The following is an 18,416-nucleotide window of genomic DNA, read 5'->3' on the forward strand; positions in this document are numbered from 1 at the left end:
TCTTGAATGCTTCGCAACATCCAGAATCACGAAGGTCAGGGGCCTTTCACGTCAACGACACGCGACCGCCCTGACCAGGGACTGCCCGTTCAAGATCGAAGAGCCTGTAAACCCGACTGTCACTGCGACTGATCGCGATGTAGACAGGGTGCAGGGATGGTCGGTGTCCGGATTGTATCCACAGGCAGCGAAGGGTGTTGAGTAATCGGTGTCGAAATCGGCGCTTATCTGACGCACTTCGTCGCGATAGTGGTGACAGTTTGAACCGATTCGTTGTTCGGTGCCCCAGATACTCACGCATGCGCTGTCGTTGGTGTCGTTATTACCGTCGGAAACGTTATTCTTCAGTGGCTTAACAGCGGACTGAGGTGTTGCCGATGATTGCTGGCTCCTCGAACTGTGCTGGCGAATGCTGTTCGCCGTGGTCGATTCTGCATTGTCCTTGTCATCGTGATGCCTTCCCCGGTTCAGATGCGGCTGGTGGGGCCGTGGTCGTAGTAGACGTAGACGCCGGTGTCGGTGGTGACGCTGATTTTGGCGAAGGGGCGAACACTAATGGGTCCGAGGGCGTTGGTGATGTTGAGTTCCACCCCGGACAGGACGATGTCGGCGACCGGCTGGGTTAGGGCGATCTCGGCGAGGTTGACGGTGGTGATCTTGCCTGCACCGACCTCGAACTCGAGGTCCGCGGCCGGGATGACGGTCGCTTCGGCACCGAGTTCGGCTCCGAGTTCGCCGATCTTGCCGCCGCCTCCGGACCCGGAGATGGTGACCGCGGGGGCGATTTTGGCGTTGATGCCACCGGTGAGCTTCAGCTCAGGGGTATGCGCGGTGACTTTCACGCCGGATGGGGCGACCGAGACGGGATAGCCGATCTGGTAGCCGACTTCGACGGTGGCGCGGACGGTCTTGCCGTCGATGCCGGTGAGTGCGGCGTGTACGTCCGAGGACAGGAACGCCTCGCCGGACAGGGGTGAGCCGTCGAGGGCGGGCATCTTCTTTGCCTTGAGTTTGGAGGCGGCGAGGGTGATGTCGACGCCTTCGCGGGTTTTGTAGGTGCGTGCGTCGGCTGGTCCGGCGGCCAGGCCGGTGGCTAAGGCTACTGCTGCGGCGATGGTCAGCAGCAGGACGCTGATCAGGCGTTTGACCATGGTGTCCCCCTGTGTGGTTTGAGTCCATTCGGGGCCGGTTGGCCCCTTGGAAGTCAAGCCCAGCAGCACGCCAACCGCAGTTGCAAATGTGCAGCAGACTTTTTGCGGTTACGTGCCTGGTCAGGGATGTGACAGCGTTTTCCGGACCGGATAAAACTATGGTCGATGTCGCGGCTTTTGCCCCTCGGCTAGGGGTGCTGGTCGTCGTTGTCTGCGGCGGTCGGGAGTCGGCCGAACTACCAGCTGCGCAAGGTCACCAAGAACCGCGGGGATGTCGAGACACGCCTTAGCCGAACGGCTACGGGGTGCGGCCGCGCGCGGCGCGGTACCAGCGGATGAGCGCGTCGGTGGAACTGTCCGGCAGCGGCGCCGGCGACTCCGGATCGGTGACGACGGCCAGTCGTGCGTTGGCCACCGCCTTGCCCAGTTCCACGCCCCACTGATCGAACGGGTTGATCCCCCACACCATCGCCTGCACGAACGTCTTGTGCTCGTAGAGCGCGATGAGCTGCCCGAGGACCGACGGCGTCAGGCGCGGCGCCAGGATCGACGTGGTGGGGCGGCTGCCGGGCATGATCTTGTGCGGCACCAGCTCCGGGGCGACGCCCTCGGCCTTCAGCGCCCGCTCGCGCTTCCCGAAGGCCAAGACCTCGGTCTGCGCGAAGAAGTTGCTCATCAGCAGGTCGTGCATGGACCCGCCGTCGGGCGTGGTGAGGTCGGTGAGCGGTTCGGCGAAGCCGATGAAGTCGGCCGGGATCAGCCAGGACCCCTGGTGCAGCAGCTGGTAGAACGCGTGCTGTCCATTGGTGCCGGGTTCGCCCCACACCACGGTGGCCGTCGCGGCGTTGAGCGTGCGGCCCCCGCGACTGACCGACTTGCCGTTGGACTCCATCACCAACTGCTGCAGGTAGGCCGGGAACCGCGCCAGGTCGTTGGCGTACGGCAGCACCGCATGCGACTGGGCGTCCCAGAAGTTGGAGTACCAGAGGCCGAGCAGACCGAGCAGGATCGGCGCGTTCTCCTCGATCGGTGCGGTGGCGAAGTGCTCGTCCATCCGGCGGAAACCGTCGAGGAGGTCGGCGAAGTGGTCGCGCCCGATGGCGATCATCAGGCTCAGGCCGATGGCCGAATCCAGCGAGTAGCGACCGCCCACCCAGTCCCAGAAGCCGAACATGTTGTCGGTGTCGATACCGAAGGCGGCCACTTCCGCGGCGTTGGTGCTGACCGCGACGAAGTGCCGGGCGATCACCGCCTCGTCGCCGTCGGCCTGCTCGAGCAGCCACTTGCGGGCCACGCGCGCGTTGATCAGCGTCTCCTGCGTGGTGAACGTCTTGGAGGCGACGATGAACAGCGTGGTCTCCGGGTCCAGCCCGGCGAGGGTCGCGATCACATCGCCCGGGTCGACGTTGGAGACGAAGTGCCCCCGGATCCGCGGGTGCCGGTAGTACCGGAGCGCCTGATATCCCATCGCCGGACCGAGGTCGGAGCCGCCGATACCGATGTTCACCACGTCGGTGATGGCCTTGCCGGTGTACCCGGTCCAGGCGCCGTCGCGCACCGCGTCGGAGAAGTCACCCAGGGCCGCGAGCACGCGGTGCACGTCGGCCACCACGTCCTGGCCGTCGACCTGCAACTGGGCCTGCGCGGGCAGCCGCAACGCCGTATGCAGGGCGGCACGGTCTTCCGAGGTGTTGATGTGCGCGCCGGCGAGCATCGCATCGCGCAGCTCCTCCACGCGCGCCTCACGCGCCAGGGTCGCGAGCAGCGCCAGGGTGTGCGCGTCGGCCAGGTTCTTGGAGTAGTCGATGTGCAGGTCCGCGGCGTCGACCACCATGTCGCGGCCGCGTTCGGGCTCGGCGGCGAACAGATCGCGCATCTGGCGCCCGGACAGCTCCCGCTGGTGGTCGACGAGGTCGCGCCATGCCGCGGTGGCGGTGATGTCGAGATCGTCGTTACTCACACGGCGTACGGTGTCGCGGTCCATACCCCAACACTAGTGCTTGGCTTTCGAATGCCGCCGCGACCCGACGGGAAGCCCCGATACTCAGATCAGCTTGGCCGACACGGCATCTGGGAGATGGCGCAGGGCCGCGGCGATCGGCTTCCAGGGCCAGGCCGGCACCTCGGAGCGACGTCGCTCCGATTCGATCGCGGCCACCATCGCCCGGACGCCCGCGTCGGTCTCGGTCATCAGCTTGGTCTTCACGCCCCGGTTGATGTCGGTCTCGATGTAGCCCGGCAGGATCACGCTCACCTTGATCGGACTGCCGGCCAGCTCGGCCTGCAGGCCCTGGCCGAGCGCCGAGACCCCGGCCTTGGAGGCGCTGTAGGCCGCCTGCGCCTTGGGCAGGCCGCGCACGGCGCTGATCGAGCTGATCAGCACCAGGTGCCCGTGGTTCTGCGCCCGGAAGATCGCCATCGCGGCTTCGGCCTGCGCCAGCGCGCCCACCAGGTTGGTCTGCACCGTCTCCAGGTTCGCCGCGGCGTTGCCGGTACCGATCGGCGCCCCCTTGCCCAGGCCCGCGTTGACGATCACCCGATCGACGCCGCCCAGCCCCTCGGCCAACTCCGCGAAGGCCCGCGGCACGTCGTCGGTGTCGGTCACGTCGAGGGCGCGCACCACCACCCGCCCGGCGTCGTCGGCGAGCTGCGCGGCGAGCGCGTCGAGCTTGTCGATGCGGCGGGCGGCCAGGCCGAGGGAACGACCGCGGGCCGCGAACTCCCGGGCCATGCCCTCGCCGAGTCCGGAGCTGGCACCGGTGATGATGATCTTGTCGCGAGTCACCTCCAGGAATCTACTCGTCGCGGCCACCACCGCGGTCGCGGCGATCGATGCGCGATCGTGACGAGGCGGCGCCCCATCGGTCACCCGAATCTGCCAGATTGATCCCTAACGTCACTTTAGTAACTCTGGTCACACTTTTGGGAGACTTCATGCGGTCAGCGACCTCCTTGCGACGCGGACTGCGCGTGCCCCTGGCGACGATGTTCACGGTCGCGGCAACCTGCGCGGTGAGCCTGGTCGGCGTCGGTCCCGCCGCGGCCGCACCGTGCGGCAATGCCGCCAGCGGATCGAGCGGCTCCCTAGACGGCCTCGGCTCGCTCGGCGGGCAGACCCCGCCGAACGGCCCCGGCGCCGGTCCGCAGGGGCCGCTGCCCACCTGGAAGAACTCGACGTCGCGGATCGTGTCCTGGGTGACCGGACCGAGGAGCCCCAACAAGACGCTCGAACGGTTCACCGTCTCCGGCACCGATCTCGGCGTCGCCTGGGACAACGGGCACGGCCAGACGCTGATGGCCTTCGGCGACTCGTTCGGTTACTGCAACGTCGCCGGGCAGCAGTGGCGCAACAATCTGCTCACCCGCACCGACGACACCGAGCTGGCCGACGGCCTGACCATCGCACCGGGCCGCCCCGGCGACACCACCTCCGGCGCGGTGGTGACGGCCGCCGCACCGAACTTCGCGGTGGAGATGATCCGCGCGATCAAACAGGACTTCGTGGAGAAGACCACCATCCCCACCGCCGGAATCAGCTTGGGCGACAAGCAGTTCGTCAACTTCATGTCGGTCCGCACATGGGGCACGGCGGGTGTCTGGGACACCAACTACTCGGCCATCGCCGTCTCCGAGGACAACGGCCAGACGTGGACGCCGCAACCGTCGACCGCGATGATCAACGCGCCGGTCACCGTGGAGTTGCCGGCCGCGGCGCCGACGTTGAACGTCAACAACAGCCGCTTTCAGCAGAGCGGCTACGTCAAGGGTCACGGCGACGATCCGTACGTCTACCAGGTGGGCACCCCCAACGGCCGCTTCGGTCGCGCCTACCTGGCGCGATTCCGACCGGCCGACATCCTCGACCTGTCCGCCTACGAGTACTGGCTGGGCACGCGATGGACCAGCGACCTGGGGCTGCTGACCGACGACTCGGCCATCATCAAGGCGCCCGTGACCGAACTGTCGATCTCCTGGAGCGAGTACCTCGGCAAGTACCTTCTGATCGACGGCGACAACGCCATCCGGCTCCGCACCGCGACCAAGCCGGAAGGGCCGTGGAGTTCGCCGCGGACGCTGGTGCCCGCCGGGGCCGTCGTGCTGTACGGGCCGATGATGCTGCCGCAGTCCCCCGCACTGACCAGCACCACCGACAATCGCCTGTACTTCAACGGATCCCGCTGGAGCGACTACAACGTGATGCTCGTCGAGTCCAAGCTGCAGAAGGGCTGGTGAGCCGCGGCCGGCCTATTTGAGCAGCCGCGACATCCGCCGGTCGGCGAGGATCTTGCCCCCGGTCTGGCAGGTGGGACAGTACTGGAAGCTCCGGTCCGCATACGAGACCTCGCGCACCTTGTCCCCGCACACCGGACACGGAAGCCCTTCGCGCGCATGCACTTTCAGTCCCGTGTGCTTCTCGGCCTTGAGCTTGCCCACCCCCAGACCGGCGAGTCGTTCGGTCGCCTCGCGCAGCGTGGCGCCGAGCGCCCCATACAGTCGGTCGACGGCCTCGTCGTCCAGGGTCTTGGCGATGGCGAACGGCGACAGTCGTGCCGCGTGCAGGATCTCGTCGGAGTAGGCGTTGCCGATCCCGGCGAGGGTGCGCTGGTCGGTGAGCAGCGTCTTGAGCCGCCCGCCGCTGCCGGCGAGCACCGCGGCCAAGCCCGCGCGATCCAGGCTCAGCGCGTCCGGGCCGAGGGAGGCGATGCGCTCCACCTCGCTCGGGTCGCGCACCACCCAGGCCGCCAGTCGTTTCTGGGTTCCGGCCTCGGTGACGTCGAAGCCCTCCCCCGGCAGTCCGCAGTGCACCCGCAGCGCGATCGGCCCCTTCCCGCCGGGACGCGGCGGTGTGGGCGCCAGCGACTGGCTCCACCGGATCCAACCGGCGCGGGACAGGTGGATCACCAGGTCGAGCTGCGGCTCCGTGTCGGCCGGGGCCCCGGGCACGGTGCGGATCACCAGGTACTTGGCAATCCGTTCGACACCGCTCACCGTTCGCCCGGCCAGCGCCGTGTACGGCGGTTCGGCGGTCTTGAGGACCGACAGCGAGGCGACGTCGATCCGGCGGATCGGCAGCGCCGCCATGCGGCCGTCCAGGAAGTCGGCGAGGGCGGCCACTTCGGGAAGCTCGGGCATGCCTCCAGTGTGCGCGCCGCGCCGAGCCCATGTGCTTGGGTAGAGGAATGACGCTTCCCGGCGGCTACCGCCACTCCGACGCCGAACTCGCGGCGATGATCGCCGAGGGTGCCGGTCAACTGCTGCTCGGGGTGGGGCACGGCGCGCTCCTGGACCGACGCCAACTCGGCGATCTCGGCGATGCGCTCGCCGAGGCCTGGATCTCCCGGGTGCTGCAGCGGCAGCGGCCGGGGGACGCGGTGCTCTCCGAGGAGGCCGAGGACGACCTGGCACGACTGGCCGCCGACCGCGTGTGGATCATCGATCCGCTCGACGGCACGTCCGAGTTCTCCCGCGGCACCACCCACTGGGCGGTCCATGTGGCGTTGACGCGCAACGGGATTCCCGACGTCAGCGCGGTCTCCCTCCCCGCGCAGGGGCAGCTGTTCCGGTCCGACGAGGTGGCGCAAGTGGGCGGCGAGCTCACCGGGCGGATCGCGGTCTCCCGCTTCGGACACTCCTACCCCAGCGCCGCCGTCGCCGAGCGCCTCCGGCTGCAGGCGGTGCACATCGGTTCGGCCGGTGCGAAGGCGATGGCCGTGGTGCGCGGCGACGTCGACGCCTACATCCATTCCGGCGGTCAGTTCGAATGGGACAACTGCGCCCCCGTGGGGGTGGCCACCGCGGCCGGACTGCACTGCTCACGTCTGGACGGCAGCACGATCGTCTACAACAACCCCCAGCCGTACCTGCCCGACTTCGTGATCTGCCGCAAGGAGATCGCCGACGAGGTGCTGGAGGCCCTGCGCTACTTCAGCTAGCGCAGGGGCGAGCCTGCTGGTTCAGCCACGAGATCTGGGCAGCCCGTGGACGCGGGAGCTGAGGTCCAGCACCAGTTGACGCGGCGCCAGGCGGCGCAGCAGAAACACCACCGGGGCACGGTTGCCGCGCGCGTAGAACGGCTTGGGCTTGTCGGCCAGCGCCGCGCTGACGATCTGTTCGGCCATCGCCCGACCGCTGATGCCCTTCTCCTCGTTCGCGGCGGTGGTGGCGGCGACGATCTCGAACTCGTCGCGGTAGGGCGAGTTCTCGCCGATGTGGATGGTGCGACGCTGGCCGATGCCGGTGGCGATGGTGCCGGGCTCCACCGAGATCACCCGCACCCCGTACGGCGCGACCTCGCGGCGCAGCGCCAGGGCGTAGGCCTTGACGGCCGACTTGGTGGCCGCATAGGTGGAGCGGAAGGCGATCGGGAAGCTCGACAGCATGGACCCGACCATCACCACGGTCCCGCGCCGGCGCTCGCGCATGCCCGGCAGTACGGCCTTGGTCAGCGCCACCGGCCCGAAGACGTTCACGGCGAAGATCCGTTCGATCTCGTCCATCGGCGTGTCCTCGAAGGCGCCCGCATGACTTTCCCCGGCGTTGTTGATCAGGATGTCGACGGGGCCGACCTCGTCGGCGCAGGCCTGCGCGGAGGACAGGTCCGCGTTGTCGAGCCGGACGTAGGTGACACCCGGGATCGGATCGGTGACCGCGTCGGGGTGGCGACTGGTGCCGAAGACCCGCAGGCCGGCGGCGACGAACTGGCGGGCCACCTCGGCGCCGATTCCACTGGAGGCGCCGGTGACGAGGACGGTCTGAGGCGAAGCGGCGTGCGTCATTCCCTCACCGTACTGCGCGATCGGAGAGTTCTTGCGACTCAGGGAGTCTCGGCATCGGGTGTGTCCGCGCGTCGGAACCCGGCGGAGCGGGCCGCGCCCTCACTGGCGAACCAGACCTGCGCGATCACCTGATCGAACTCCGGGTCGCCGGCCAGGTGGTAGCGACCGGTGTCGACGTCGCCCTTGATCGGGTAGCCGTCGGGCGCCTGCTCACTGTCGGCGGTCAGCGGCAGATGTCCGCCGATGGGCACCGGGACACGATTGCCGTCGGCGTCGAGGTAGGAGCCGACGCCGTCGCCGGTCGCGGTTCGCTTGGGCTCGGGCATCGGCGGCACGGCGGGTACCGGCCGTTCCATCGCCGGGACCACGAATCCGGCCTTCCCCGCGGGCGCGGGCGGACCGGAGAGGTCGACCATCGGGAGGTTGGGGTCGTGCGAGTCGGGCCGCGGCGCGTGCACCATGCGGTCCGGGTTCTTACCGCCCTTGGCCAGCAGCCACGCGCCGCCGATGATCGGGATCAGCAGCAGGAGCAGCAGCCACCACCACGCCGAGACGCCCGATCCGCCGCTTTCTTCGGCGAGCAACAGGGCCGGTGCCGCCAGTATCGTGGTCGTCATCGTGTCTCCGCTTCGTCAGTGGCTTTGCGCCGGATGCTATCGGCTTTCACTCTCACGCTGCGGATTTCGCACGGCGCGGCCGACCGCCGATGTGGTGCTCCCGGCAGGATTCGAACCTGCGACACCCGCTTTAGGAGAGCGGTGCTCTATCCCCTGAGCTACGAGAGCGGGAACTGGCGGACCACGGGGCGGAGGCTCGGGCTTCCGTCCATGCGACCGGGCTCAGTCCGGTGCGGGCCGCGCTCGATGGGGTCGTCGGCCTGCGCTAGGTGAGTCTACGTCAGGAGTTTGGGGGCACGACGAGTGCCGCTGGCCCGACCCTGCCCGGTCCACCCTCCCGGTCAGGGGCCGGGGCTAGGCGAAGATCTGGCGGAAGCGCTCCAGGGAGCGGTGGATGTCGCCGTGGACGGCCTTGGCGGCGGCCTTGCCGACCGGGCCCATCAGCGGGAGGCCGCCGAGGTCGATCAGGAAGGTCACCTTGGAGCCGGTGCCGTCGGGCTCGACCGTCAGGTCGATCTTGGCCTTGACGCCGCCCTTTCCGTTTCCGGAGAAGCGAACTCGGCGCGGCGGGTCGAAGGTGTCGATGGTCCAGTCGAAGCGCACGCGGGTGCCCTTGGCCTTGACCACCGAGGTGGCCTTGGCGCCCACCGCGAGCTCCCCGGGGCCGGGCACGTCGCGCCGCCAGCCGTCGTGCAGCAGCAGCCAATCGTCGAAGCGGGACAGATCCGACGCGGCCGCGAAGGTATCGTCCGGGCTGAGATCGACGGAAATGGAGTCACTGGTCTTCGCCATGGTTGATGAGCCTAATGTCTGCGCGGCCGCTCGGGCACTGTTGGGCGCACAGATCCTCGGGCACGACGGCGTGATCGCGCGCATCACCGAGACCGAGGCATACAACGGCCCCGACGACCCGGCTTCGCACGCCTTCACCCGCACACCGCGCTCGGAGCTGATGTACGGCCCGGCCGACCGGCTCTACGTGTACCGCATCCACGGACATCACTGCGCCAACATCGTCACCAGCGAGGAGGGCCGGGGTGCGGCGGCACTGCTGCGCGCCGGCGAGATCGTCGCCGGGCTGCCCGCCGCCCGCGCTCGGCGTGGCGACGTGCTCGACGCCCGGCTCGGCCGCGGTCCCGGGAACCTCGCCCGGGCCCTGGGCATCACCATGGACGACCGCGGCACCGACGTGCGAGTGCCGCCGGGCATCGTGGTGCGGCGACCGACGGTCCCGATCCCGGCGGCGCGGATCCGCTCGGGGCCTCGGGTCGGGGTACGACTGGCCGCCGACCGACCGTGGCGCTATTGGATCGCCGACGACCCGACGGTGTCCGCCTATCGGCGGCACCGCCTGGCCGAGGCGGACGGCTAGTTGCCTTCGGGCTTGTTCTCCGGTGCCGGGGCCGGCTTCTGCTCGGCGCCGACGGCCTTGCGCGCGGCTTCCTGAGCCTTGTCGACCTGGCCGGCGTACTTGCCGCCGGTGGCCTTGTCGACCATGTCGCCGCCCTTTTCGATGAGGTCCGGGTTCTTCTGCAAAGCGCTCTTGGCCTGATCGACCAATCCCTTGAGGTTCATGGCCCCAATCCTAGGCGCGTCGCGCCGTCAGTGCGCGCCGGGATGTCCGGCCGGATGCGCGGCGGAATGCTCCAGCAGCGCCGCCGCCTCGGCCGCGGCCCGACGATCCAAGCGCGCCTTGAGAATTCGCGACGAGACCTCGATCGCCACCATGCCGATCAGCGCGCAGATGCCCGCCCGCCACATCATGGTGCCGTTGGACGAATCCAGCTTGAACAGGTCCTGCGTGAACGGCCAGAGGAAGATGATCACGTAGGCCACGATCGCGGTCGCGACCAGAATCACCTTCCACCAGTTCATCGGGCGCGCCACCACTACCAGGACCCACCAGGCCATCGCGATCATCGCCGCCAGGGTCGCCGTGGCCGCCTGCGTCTGCCCCTCGGAGAACGCCGCCTCGGCACCGATCACCGAGACCGTCGACGTCTCCGGACTCACCCACAGGTAACACAGGAAGGTTAGGCAGCCGATGATGAGGCCGTTGGGAATCGCCTGCGTGAGCACGCGTCGCACGAAACCGGTCTTGGCGCGTTCGTTGTTCGGCGCCAAGGACAGCACGAAGGCCGGGACACCGATGGTGAACCAGGCGGAGATGGTGACGTGGATCGGCTGGAACGGATAGCTGATCGGCTGATTGCCCAGCCAGTGCGCGATGAGGCCCGCGACACCGATCGACAGCGCCAGGAACACCGCGTAGATGGTCTTGGTGAGGAACAGGTTGGAGACCCGCTCGATGTTGCCGATCACCCGTCGGCCCTCGCCCACCACGTACGGCAGGGTGGCGAACTTGTTGTCCAGCAACACGATCTGGGCCACGGAGCGGGCGGCCGACGACCCGGCACCCATCGCCACCCCGATGTCGGCGTCCTTGAGTGCGAGCACGTCGTTGACGCCGTCACCGGTCATTGCGACGGTGTGCCCGCGAGACTGCAGCGCGCCGACCATGGCCCGCTTCTGGTCCGGACGCACCCGCCCGAAGGTCACGCCGTCGACCACCTGATCGGCGAGCTCGTCCCCGCCGTCGGCCAGGTTGCGCGCGTCGATCGCGGTGTCGGAGGTGCCCAGGCCGAGGGATTCGGCGACGGCGCCCACCGAACGCGCGTTGTCGCCGGAGATCACCTTCACCTCCACCCCCTGCGACTCGAAGTAGCGCAGGGTGTCGCCGGCGTCCGGCCGCACCCGCTGCTCCAGCACGATCAGCCCGACCGGCGTGAACGTGCAGGGCACGGCGGCACCCGCGGCCGGCGCCGCGTCGACGGGCACATCGGTGGCGCCCACCAGGAGGATGCGCAGACCGGTCGACCCGAGTTCGGAGGCCAGCCGGGCGGTCGCCGACGCCGGGTCGAGCAGCACGTCCGGCGCCCCGATCAGCCAGTTGCCGTGCCCGACGCCGTCGGTGCCGACGAACGAGACCCCGCTGAACTTGTTGGCCGACGCGAACGGCAGCACCGCCGAGGTCGTCCAGTCCGGCGCCGTCGGGTAGGCCTCGGCGATCGCCTCGATGCTGGCATTGGGGTGCTTGTCGGCCGCGGCGATGGCCGCCAGCGCCGCGGTCACCTCGTCGGCGGCGTAGGCGTCGTCGACCACCCGCACCTCGGACAGGCGCATGCCGTTCTCGGTGAGCGTGCCGGTCTTGTCGGTGCACACCACGTCCACGCGCGCCAGACCCTCGATGGCAGGCAGCTCGTTGACCAGGCATTGCCGTTGCCCGAGCCGCACCACCCCGACGGCGAAGGCGATCGACGTCATCAGCACCAGACCCTCGGGCACCATGGGCACGAGGGCGGCGACCATGCCCAGCAGCGCGTCGTTGAGGTCCTGGCGGCTGATCCACAGCTGGTTGTAGATGGTGAGCGCACCGGCCGGAATCAGGATCACGGTGATCACCGCGAGGATCTTGTTGATGCCGCTGCGCAGCTCCGAGGAGACCAGCGTGAACTTGGAGGCCTCGGCCGCCAGCTGGGCTGCGTAGGCGTCGGCCCCCACCTTGGTGGCCCGGTAGGAGCCGGAGCCGGCCACCACGAAGCTGCCGGACATGATCGGATCGCCGACGGCCTTGTCGACCGCGTCGGCCTCACCGGTCAGCAGCGACTCGTCCACGTCGAGCGATTCGGACTCGACGGTCTCGCCGTCGACCACGATCTGGTCGCCGGGCCCCAACTCGATGAGATCGCCGAGCACCACCTGATCGGGCGGGATGGACGCACTCACACCGTCGCGCCGCACCGTCGGCTGCGCCTGTCCGACGATGGACAGCCGGTCCAGGGTGCGCTTGGCGCGCACCTCCTGAATGATGCCGATGCCCGAGTTGGCGATGATCAGCAGCCCGAACAGGCCGTTGATGAACGACCCGGTGTAGGCGACGATCGCGAACAGCACGCCGAGGATCGCGTTGATCGGGGTGAACACGTTGGCGCGCACGATGTCGGCGACGCTGCGACCGGACTTGGCCGACTGCGCGTTCACTTGGCCGGCCGCGATCCGTTCGGCGACCTCCGCGGCGGTCAGCCCGGTCGGTCGTGATCGTGTCGGTGTGCTCATGCGCAGCGCTCCCACCAGGTCGGGTCGTCGAAGGCGGTGCCGGTCCGCGAGGTCACATCGGCGGTGGATCCGGGACGCGGCACCGTCACCGGGACACCCGCTCCCCCGGCGGCGGTCAGCAGCCGCTGCACCGGATCGGCCCACGCATGCGGGGCCAGCATGAACGTGCCCCAGTGTATGGGCAACAGCAGCGATTCGGCGGTGGCTTCACGGTTGAGCAACCGGTGCAGCACCACCGCTTCCTCCGGGGTGATGTGTACGTCCGGCCACAGCGGGTCGTACGCGCCGACGGCCATGATCGTCAGGTCGAACGGCCCCAGCAGCTCCCCGGTCTCGGCGTAGCGTTCGGTGAAGCCGGTGTCGCCGGAGAAGAACGCCCGGTGCTCGGGTCCGACGACGACCCAGCTGACCCACTGGGTGAGGTTGCGCACCAGTCCGCGGCCGGAGAAGTGCCGGGCGGGCGTGGCATGGAAGGTCATCGCGGTCCCGCGCACCTCGAGGGTGACGCGCTGATACCAGTCGGCGGTGTGAATACGGTCGGCGGCCACGCCCCACGACCGCAGGTGCGCGTCGACGCCGATCGGCGTCACGAACTGCGCGTGGGGATGGACCGTGGCCAGCGCGTCGATCGTCGCGACGTCGAGGTGGTCGTAGTGGTCGTGCGAGATCAGCACCACGTCGACCGGACCGAGTCCGCCGACGCTCGCCGGTGCGGCGTGCATCCGCTGCGGGCCGATCGCCTGCGTCGGCGAACAGCGTCGGCTGAACACCGGATCGGTCAGCACCCGCACGCCGTCGATCTCGAGCAGCACACTCGCGTGGCCGAGCCAGGTGGCGGCCAGATCGGCCGGCGGGGAATCGAAGCGGGGCGTCAGCACTGGGATCGGAGCGCTCGGCACCCCGGGATTGCGGGCCATGTCGATCGACATCGCCATGGTGGGACGGCTCGGCGTGCTGGGTTCGCGATTGCCGAACACGCCGTCGACGGCGAACGACGAACCCGCCGTGGCCGCGGCGATCTCCGCGTGGGTGGCCCCCAAGGCCCGTGCCGGAGCGAAGCCGCGCTCGGCGAGCAGGTCCACGGCGCCGGTGAAGGCGGTCTCGCTCAGTTGCGCGCCGGTCGCGCCAAGACGGGCGGCCGCCCGGCGGGTGCGGACCACGCTCGCCCCCACGGATTCGGCCACCCCGTCGGTCAGAAGACTTCGGATCGATGTCACGCTTGACTAGCCTAATCGCCAATCGCCGTCCCGGCGGGCAAGCGCCACCCCGACGATCACAGGAGTCCCGCCATGACTTCCCGGCCCGCGCCCTATGTCACCGACCCCGGCGAGTACTGGGGCGGCATCGACGACGCGATCGCGCGCGCCGGTCTCGATTCGCCGGCCCTCGCGCTCGATCTGGGGGCCCTGGAACACAACATCGCCGACCTGCGCCGACGGTCCGCCGGCGTGCCGATCCGGGTGGCCAGCAAGTCGCTGCGCATCCGCTCGGTGATCGACGACGTGCTCTCCCGCCCCGGCTTCGCCGGTGTGCTGGCCTACGACGTCGCCGAAGCGCGCTGGCTGGCGACCGCCTCCGCCGTCACCGACGTGCTGCTCGGTTATCCGAGCGTCCGCCGCGAGGCGATCGGCGAGCTGCTGGCCGACGACGTCGCGCTCGCCCGCGTCACCCTGCTCATCGACGATCCCGCCCAGCTCGACGTCATCGATGCCGTCGCGGCACCGGATCAGCGCTCCGCCGTGCGGGTGGCGATCGACCTGGACGCGTCGCTGCGGCTGCTCGGCGGCCGCGTCCACCTCGGCGTGCGCCGCTCCCCCATCCACGATCTGACTCAGATACGCCGCCTGGCGCAGACCATCGCCTCGCGCGCGGGCTTCACCCTCGTCGGCGTGATGTCGTACGAGGCGCAGGTCGCCGGCGTCGGCAACGGTGTGCCCGGGCAGGCGCTGATGAACACCGCGGTGCGAGCCATGCAGGCGCTGTCGATGACCGAGCTGCGCCATCGCCGCGGACGCGCCATCGCCGCGGTCCGCGAATACGCCGATCTCGAGTTCGTCAACGCGGGCGGGACCGGTTCGCTGGAGGAGACCGCCAAGGACTCCGCGGTCACCGACATCGCGGTCGGCAGCGGTCTGCTGGGCGGGCACCTCTTCGACACCTACCGGCACTTCCAGCCCGCGCCCGCGCTGGCCTTCGGCCTCGACGTGGTGCGCCGCCCGAGCCCGGAGTACGCCACCTGCGCGGGCGGCGGCTGGATCGCCTCCGGGCCGCCCGGACCGGACCGCCTACCGAAGCCGGTCTGGCCGGCCGGGCTCGAATACGTCGACACCGAGGCCGCCGGCGAGGTGCAGACACCACTCCGCGGCGAACAAGTGAGACACCTCCGTGTCGGAAGTCGAGTATGGTTCCGTCACACTAAGTCTGGGGAAGTGAGCGAGCGCGCCGTGCGAGTGGCGCTGATCGCCCGCGACGAAGCCGGCCGTGCCGATGTGGTCGACGTGGTCCCCACCTATCGAGGCGAAGGACAGTGTTTCCTATGACGACACAAGCCACCTGGCAGAACTGGGGCCGCACCGCGTCGTGCCGGCCCAGCCGGTTGATCGCACCGCGATCCACCCCGGAGCTGGCGGCAGCCATCCACGCGGCCGCCGAGCGCGGTGAGAAGGTCAAGCCGGTGGGCGCCGGCCACAGCTTCTCCGAGATCGCCGTCGCACCGTCGATCCAGCTCTCCATGGAAGGCATCGGCGGGCTGCTCGGCGTCGACGCCGCCCGCAGCCGCGTCACCCTCGCCGCCGGCACGCACCTGCACCAGATCCCGGGCCTGCTGGAACCGCACGGGCTGGCGATGGCCAACCTCGGCGACGTCGATCGGCAGACGGTGTCCGGCGCCACCTCCACCGGCACGCACGGCACCGGTCTGGGCTTCGGCGGCATCAGCACCCAGATCGTGGGCGCCGAGCTGATCGACGGCCGCGGCACCGTGCACGTGCTCGACGAGGACCACCCCGACCTGCCCGCCGCGGCCCTGGGCCTGGGCGCACTCGGCGTGCTCACCCAGATCACGCTGCAGTGCGTGGACGCCTTCTCGATGCGCGCCGACGAGGCCCCCGGCAAGGCCGAGGCGACGATCGACGGCTTCGTCGACAACTGCCGTGCGCACGACCACTACGAGTTCTACTGGTTCCCGCACACCGACTGCACGCTCACCAAGACCAACACCCGCGTGCCGGCGCACACTCCGGCCAGCGGACCGAGCACGGCTCGGCGCTATGTGGACGACGAACTGATCTCCAACGGCCTGTTCCGCGCCACCTGCGCGCTCAGCTCCGCGGTCCCGGCGCTAGCGCCGAAGATCAACCAGATCGCCGGCCGCGTGCTGTCGGCGCGCACCTTCACCGACCGCTCGGACAAGGTCTTCATCTCCTCGCGCACGGTGCGCTTCCGGGAGATGGAGTACGCGGTTCCGTTCGAGGCCGTCCCGGACGTGCTGCGCGACCTGCGCTCGATGATCGAGCGGCGGGGCCACCAGGTCAGCTTCCCGATCGAGGTCCGCGCGGCCGCCGCCGACGACCTGATGATGTCCACCGCCAGCGGCCGGGAGTCGGGCTACATCGCCGTGCACCGCTACCACCGCGACGATCCGGCGGCCGCCGAACGCTACTTCCGGGACGCGGAGGAGATCTTCACCTCGTACGAGGGGCGCCCGCACTGGGGCAAGATGCACACCCGCGACGCCGACTACTTCCGCACGGTGTACCCGCGCTTCGACGAGTTCCTCGCCGTCCGGGATCGTTACGACCCGGACCGCACGTTCAGCAACCCGTACCTGGATCGCGTCCTCGGCACCTGATCAGCTCCGACCGTCGTCGTCGGACTTGCCGAGCGCCCGGAGCAGGTAGGGCCGGGCCATCTCGGAGAGGCAGACGACGACGGCCGACGCGCCGAGGATCAGCGACAGCCAGTCCAACCACGACGCGTCGTCGGCGCGCACGCCGTCGTATCCGCGGACGGTGAACCAGACCCCGAGCAGCGCGATGAGCCCGTAGGACACCAGGCGGCGCGACTCGGGGATCGGCGGCTGCGGCTGGTCGGTCATCGTCCGGTGAACTTCGGCGCGCGCTTCTCGTTCCGGGCCGCGCGGGCCTCCTGGAGATCGTCGCTGAGCCACGCCGCGCGCATCGCCTGCTCGCGCTCGGCCGGCGGCACGTCCCGGGCACCGTCGCCGGTCAGCACCAGCTTGTAGTGCCGCAGCGTCAGCGGCGCATAGCCGGCGATAGTGGCCGCCCAGTGCTGGGCCTCGGCCAGATCGCCGATGCGGTTGGCGAAGCCCAGGGTGTGCGCGCGGTCGGCCGACAGCGGATCGCAGCCGATCAGCATGCCGCGGGCCTGGCCGCCGCCGACCAGGGAGGCCAGCCGGCGGATAGTCCACTCGTCCAAGCCGACGCCGATCTTGGCCGCGGGGATGCCCGCCAGCGCCGCCGGATCCATCACGCGCAGATCCGCGGCCATCGCCAACTGCAGCCCGGCACCGAGGGCGGCGCCGTTGAGCGCGGCGATCACCGGCACGGGAGTGGTCTCGATCTGCTCGACCAAAGCCACGAGCTGCTCGATGAAACCGTGCTCGTAGACCGGTCCGGACAGGTCGGCGCCGGCACTGAAGACCTCGCCACGGCCGGTCAACACGATGGCGCGGGCCTCCGCCTCCACCGCCTCGGTGAACGCCACGGACAGCGCCTGCACCATCTCGCGGTTCAGGGCGTTTCGCTTCTCCGGCCGCACCAACTCGATGGTGGTGACGGCCCCCACAGCACTGCTCTCGATCATGCCGAAAAGCGTACCCGGGCCTTTCGCCCCCGACCCAGAGTGTGCCTAATTGACATTCTGTTGGGTTTACCCAACACTTCATCCTATGAGTACAGCACAGCGGGCACAGCGACGTCCGATCTACAACCGCCTGGCAGTCTTGCGGGCCGAGCGGAATCTGTCGCGCGCCCAGTTGGCCGAACTCGTCTCGATCAATGTGCAGTCCGTCGGCGCGCTCGAGCGCGGCGACAACTACCCCAGCCTGGATCTGGCCATGCGGATCTGCGAGGTCTTCGGCCTGCCGATCGAGGCCGTCTTCTCCCGCACCCCCTTCACCGCGATGTCCACCGAGCTGTACGGAGGCCCCACCGATGCCTGACCCGAACCTGACCATCCCCGCCGGCAGCATGCCCCGGTGGCTGGTGCGCTACAACGACCGACGTGCCGCCACCTTCGAGCGCCGCACGGCCCGCTACAGCCACCGGTGGCCCGCGCTGCGCACCCGGCGCATGCGTCGCGCCCTCGTGGCGCTCCTGATGATCATCCTGGGCGTGGCCGTCGCCTCGTCGATCGCCGCCTTCTGGCACTTGGCGACGGCCACGCTGGTCTTCGTCGTCGCGACGTTGGGCAGCCTGATCCCGCTGACCCTGATTCGGATCACCAACGACTCCGTCGCCGACGCCCCCGCCCAGGCGCTCGACGAGATCCAGCTGGCCCAGCGCAACGCCGCGCGCTCGCTGACCTACGTCCTGCTGATCCCGACCGGCATCGCGATCTTCCTGGTCACCAACTTCCTCGGCCACAGCGAGTACGTCGCCGGGGAGACCGTGACGGCCGTCGGTTGGTTGTTCATCGCCGCCCTCCTCTCCCTGGCCTGCCTGCCGGACATCCTCCTGACCTGGTGGCTTCCCGACGACGAGCAGGAGTGAGTCGACAACGAACCACGACGCCCC

At 69.4% G+C, this 18,416-nt stretch carries 19 protein-coding genes and 1 tRNA gene; 7 read left to right on the plus strand and 13 right to left on the minus strand.

The genetic code is table 11. The features are described from left to right. Nucleotides 1–467: 467 nt before the first annotated feature. The 3 genes from ACFFJD_RS05995 to ACFFJD_RS06005 all read right to left on the minus strand — a co-directional run bounded on the left by ACFFJD_RS05995 (nucleotide 468) and on the right by ACFFJD_RS06005 (nucleotide 3,936). Nucleotides 468–1,151, minus strand: a complete 684-nt coding sequence (locus ACFFJD_RS05995) for an MspA family porin (protein WP_382362159.1) — start codon at nucleotides 1,149–1,151, stop codon at nucleotides 468–470. A gap of 298 nt (nucleotides 1,152–1,449) precedes the next feature. Then, nucleotides 1,450–3,135 (minus strand): glucose-6-phosphate isomerase, encoded by a 1,686-nt coding sequence (pgi, locus tag ACFFJD_RS06000; RefSeq protein ID WP_382362161.1) that lies wholly within the window; start codon nucleotides 3,133–3,135, stop codon nucleotides 1,450–1,452. 60 nt (nucleotides 3,136–3,195) lie between these two features. Then, nucleotides 3,196–3,936, minus strand: a complete 741-nt coding sequence (locus ACFFJD_RS06005) for an SDR family oxidoreductase (protein WP_382362163.1) — start codon at nucleotides 3,934–3,936, stop codon at nucleotides 3,196–3,198. A gap of 149 nt (nucleotides 3,937–4,085) precedes the next feature. On the opposite strand from ACFFJD_RS06005, the gene ACFFJD_RS06010 reads away from it, so the two are divergent. Continuing rightward, nucleotides 4,086–5,384: a glycoside hydrolase family 183 protein gene (locus ACFFJD_RS06010; protein ID WP_382362165.1), complete on the plus strand. Its 1,299-nt coding sequence runs from the start codon at nucleotides 4,086–4,088 to the stop codon at nucleotides 5,382–5,384. Between the two features lie 12 nt (nucleotides 5,385–5,396). Here ACFFJD_RS06010 and ACFFJD_RS06015 read toward each other — a convergent pair whose 3' ends face one another. Continuing rightward, complete coding sequence (locus ACFFJD_RS06015; RefSeq protein ID WP_382362167.1) at nucleotides 5,397–6,284, minus strand: DNA-formamidopyrimidine glycosylase family protein; 888 nt, start codon at nucleotides 6,282–6,284, stop codon at nucleotides 5,397–5,399. A 47-nt stretch (nucleotides 6,285–6,331) separates the two neighbouring features. Between ACFFJD_RS06015 and ACFFJD_RS06020 the strand changes: the two genes are divergently transcribed. Further along, on the plus strand, nucleotides 6,332–7,084 hold the full coding sequence (locus ACFFJD_RS06020) for a 3'(2'),5'-bisphosphate nucleotidase CysQ (RefSeq protein ID WP_382362169.1): 753 nt from the start codon (nucleotides 6,332–6,334) through the stop codon (nucleotides 7,082–7,084). A gap of 21 nt (nucleotides 7,085–7,105) precedes the next feature. Here ACFFJD_RS06020 and ACFFJD_RS06025 read toward each other — a convergent pair whose 3' ends face one another. The 4 genes from ACFFJD_RS06025 to ACFFJD_RS06040 form a co-directional block, all read right to left on the minus strand. Then, nucleotides 7,106–7,927: an SDR family oxidoreductase gene (locus ACFFJD_RS06025; RefSeq protein WP_382362171.1), complete on the minus strand. Its 822-nt coding sequence runs from the start codon at nucleotides 7,925–7,927 to the stop codon at nucleotides 7,106–7,108. Between the two features lie 38 nt (nucleotides 7,928–7,965). Then, nucleotides 7,966–8,544 carry a sunset domain-containing protein gene (locus ACFFJD_RS06030; RefSeq protein ID WP_382362173.1) on the minus strand — a complete coding sequence of 193 codons (579 nt, stop codon included), beginning with the start codon at nucleotides 8,542–8,544 and terminating at the stop codon, nucleotides 7,966–7,968. A 92-nt stretch (nucleotides 8,545–8,636) separates the two neighbouring features. Then, nucleotides 8,637–8,712: transfer RNA gene (locus tag ACFFJD_RS06035), tRNA-Arg, on the minus strand. 186 nt (nucleotides 8,713–8,898) lie between these two features. Further along, the gene (locus tag ACFFJD_RS06040; protein ID WP_382362175.1) at nucleotides 8,899–9,336 is read right to left on the minus strand and encodes a type II toxin-antitoxin system Rv0910 family toxin; all 438 of its coding nucleotides are present in this window, start codon (nucleotides 9,334–9,336) and stop codon (nucleotides 8,899–8,901) included. Between ACFFJD_RS06040 and ACFFJD_RS06045 the strand changes: the two genes are divergently transcribed. After that, entirely contained in the window at nucleotides 9,314–9,916 is a 603-nt protein-coding gene (locus ACFFJD_RS06045) for a DNA-3-methyladenine glycosylase (RefSeq protein ID WP_382362177.1), read from the plus strand. The genes ACFFJD_RS06040 and ACFFJD_RS06045 overlap by 23 nt on opposite strands. Here the strand turns inward: ACFFJD_RS06045 and ACFFJD_RS06050 are convergent. The 3 genes from ACFFJD_RS06050 to ACFFJD_RS06060 are packed head-to-tail and all read right to left on the minus strand — an operon-like array spanning nucleotide 9,913 to nucleotide 13,877. After that, nucleotides 9,913–10,119 (minus strand): antitoxin, encoded by a 207-nt coding sequence (locus ACFFJD_RS06050; protein WP_382362179.1) that lies wholly within the window; start codon nucleotides 10,117–10,119, stop codon nucleotides 9,913–9,915. The genes ACFFJD_RS06045 and ACFFJD_RS06050 overlap by 4 nt on opposite strands. Nucleotides 10,120–10,146: 27 nt before the next feature. Then, nucleotides 10,147–12,660 carry an HAD-IC family P-type ATPase gene (locus ACFFJD_RS06055; protein ID WP_382362181.1) on the minus strand — a complete coding sequence of 838 codons (2,514 nt, stop codon included), beginning with the start codon at nucleotides 12,658–12,660 and terminating at the stop codon, nucleotides 10,147–10,149. After that, nucleotides 12,657–13,877, minus strand: a complete 1,221-nt coding sequence (locus ACFFJD_RS06060) for an MBL fold metallo-hydrolase (protein ID WP_382362183.1) — start codon at nucleotides 13,875–13,877, stop codon at nucleotides 12,657–12,659. Before ACFFJD_RS06060 ends, ACFFJD_RS06055 begins: the two co-directional genes overlap by 4 nt. 72 nt (nucleotides 13,878–13,949) lie before the next feature. Between ACFFJD_RS06060 and ACFFJD_RS06065 the strand changes: the two genes are divergently transcribed. Together ACFFJD_RS06065 and ACFFJD_RS06070 are read left to right on the plus strand one after the other, a co-directional pair. After that, on the plus strand, nucleotides 13,950–15,200 hold the full coding sequence (locus tag ACFFJD_RS06065) for an alanine racemase (RefSeq protein WP_382362185.1): 1,251 nt from the start codon (nucleotides 13,950–13,952) through the stop codon (nucleotides 15,198–15,200). After that, complete coding sequence (locus ACFFJD_RS06070; protein ID WP_382362187.1) at nucleotides 15,197–16,510, plus strand: D-arabinono-1,4-lactone oxidase; 1,314 nt, start codon at nucleotides 15,197–15,199, stop codon at nucleotides 16,508–16,510. Before ACFFJD_RS06065 ends, ACFFJD_RS06070 begins: the two co-directional genes overlap by 4 nt. Here the strand turns inward: ACFFJD_RS06070 and ACFFJD_RS06075 are convergent, their stop codons facing one another. After that, nucleotides 16,511–16,756, minus strand: a complete 246-nt coding sequence (locus ACFFJD_RS06075) for a hypothetical protein (protein ID WP_382362189.1) — start codon at nucleotides 16,754–16,756, stop codon at nucleotides 16,511–16,513. Then, the gene (locus ACFFJD_RS06080; protein WP_382362190.1) at nucleotides 16,753–17,484 is read right to left on the minus strand and encodes an enoyl-CoA hydratase; all 732 of its coding nucleotides are present in this window, start codon (nucleotides 17,482–17,484) and stop codon (nucleotides 16,753–16,755) included. The genes ACFFJD_RS06075 and ACFFJD_RS06080 overlap by 4 nt, the downstream gene beginning before the upstream one ends. Before the next feature lie 85 nt (nucleotides 17,485–17,569). On the opposite strand from ACFFJD_RS06080, the gene ACFFJD_RS06085 reads away from it, so the two are divergent. Together ACFFJD_RS06085 and ACFFJD_RS06090 are read left to right on the plus strand one after the other, a co-directional pair. Further along, a complete protein-coding gene (locus tag ACFFJD_RS06085) occupies nucleotides 17,570–17,842 on the plus strand; it encodes a helix-turn-helix transcriptional regulator (protein WP_382362192.1) in 273 nt (90 codons plus the stop codon). Beyond that, the gene (locus ACFFJD_RS06090; protein WP_382362194.1) at nucleotides 17,835–18,392 is read left to right on the plus strand and encodes a hypothetical protein; all 558 of its coding nucleotides are present in this window, start codon (nucleotides 17,835–17,837) and stop codon (nucleotides 18,390–18,392) included. Before ACFFJD_RS06085 ends, ACFFJD_RS06090 begins: the two co-directional genes overlap by 8 nt. The last annotated feature ends 24 nt before the right edge of the window (nucleotides 18,393–18,416 follow it).

The organism is Gordonia phosphorivorans (genome assembly GCF_042432625.1).
GTDB classification, from domain to species: domain Bacteria; phylum Actinomycetota; class Actinomycetes; order Mycobacteriales; family Mycobacteriaceae; genus Gordonia; species Gordonia phosphorivorans.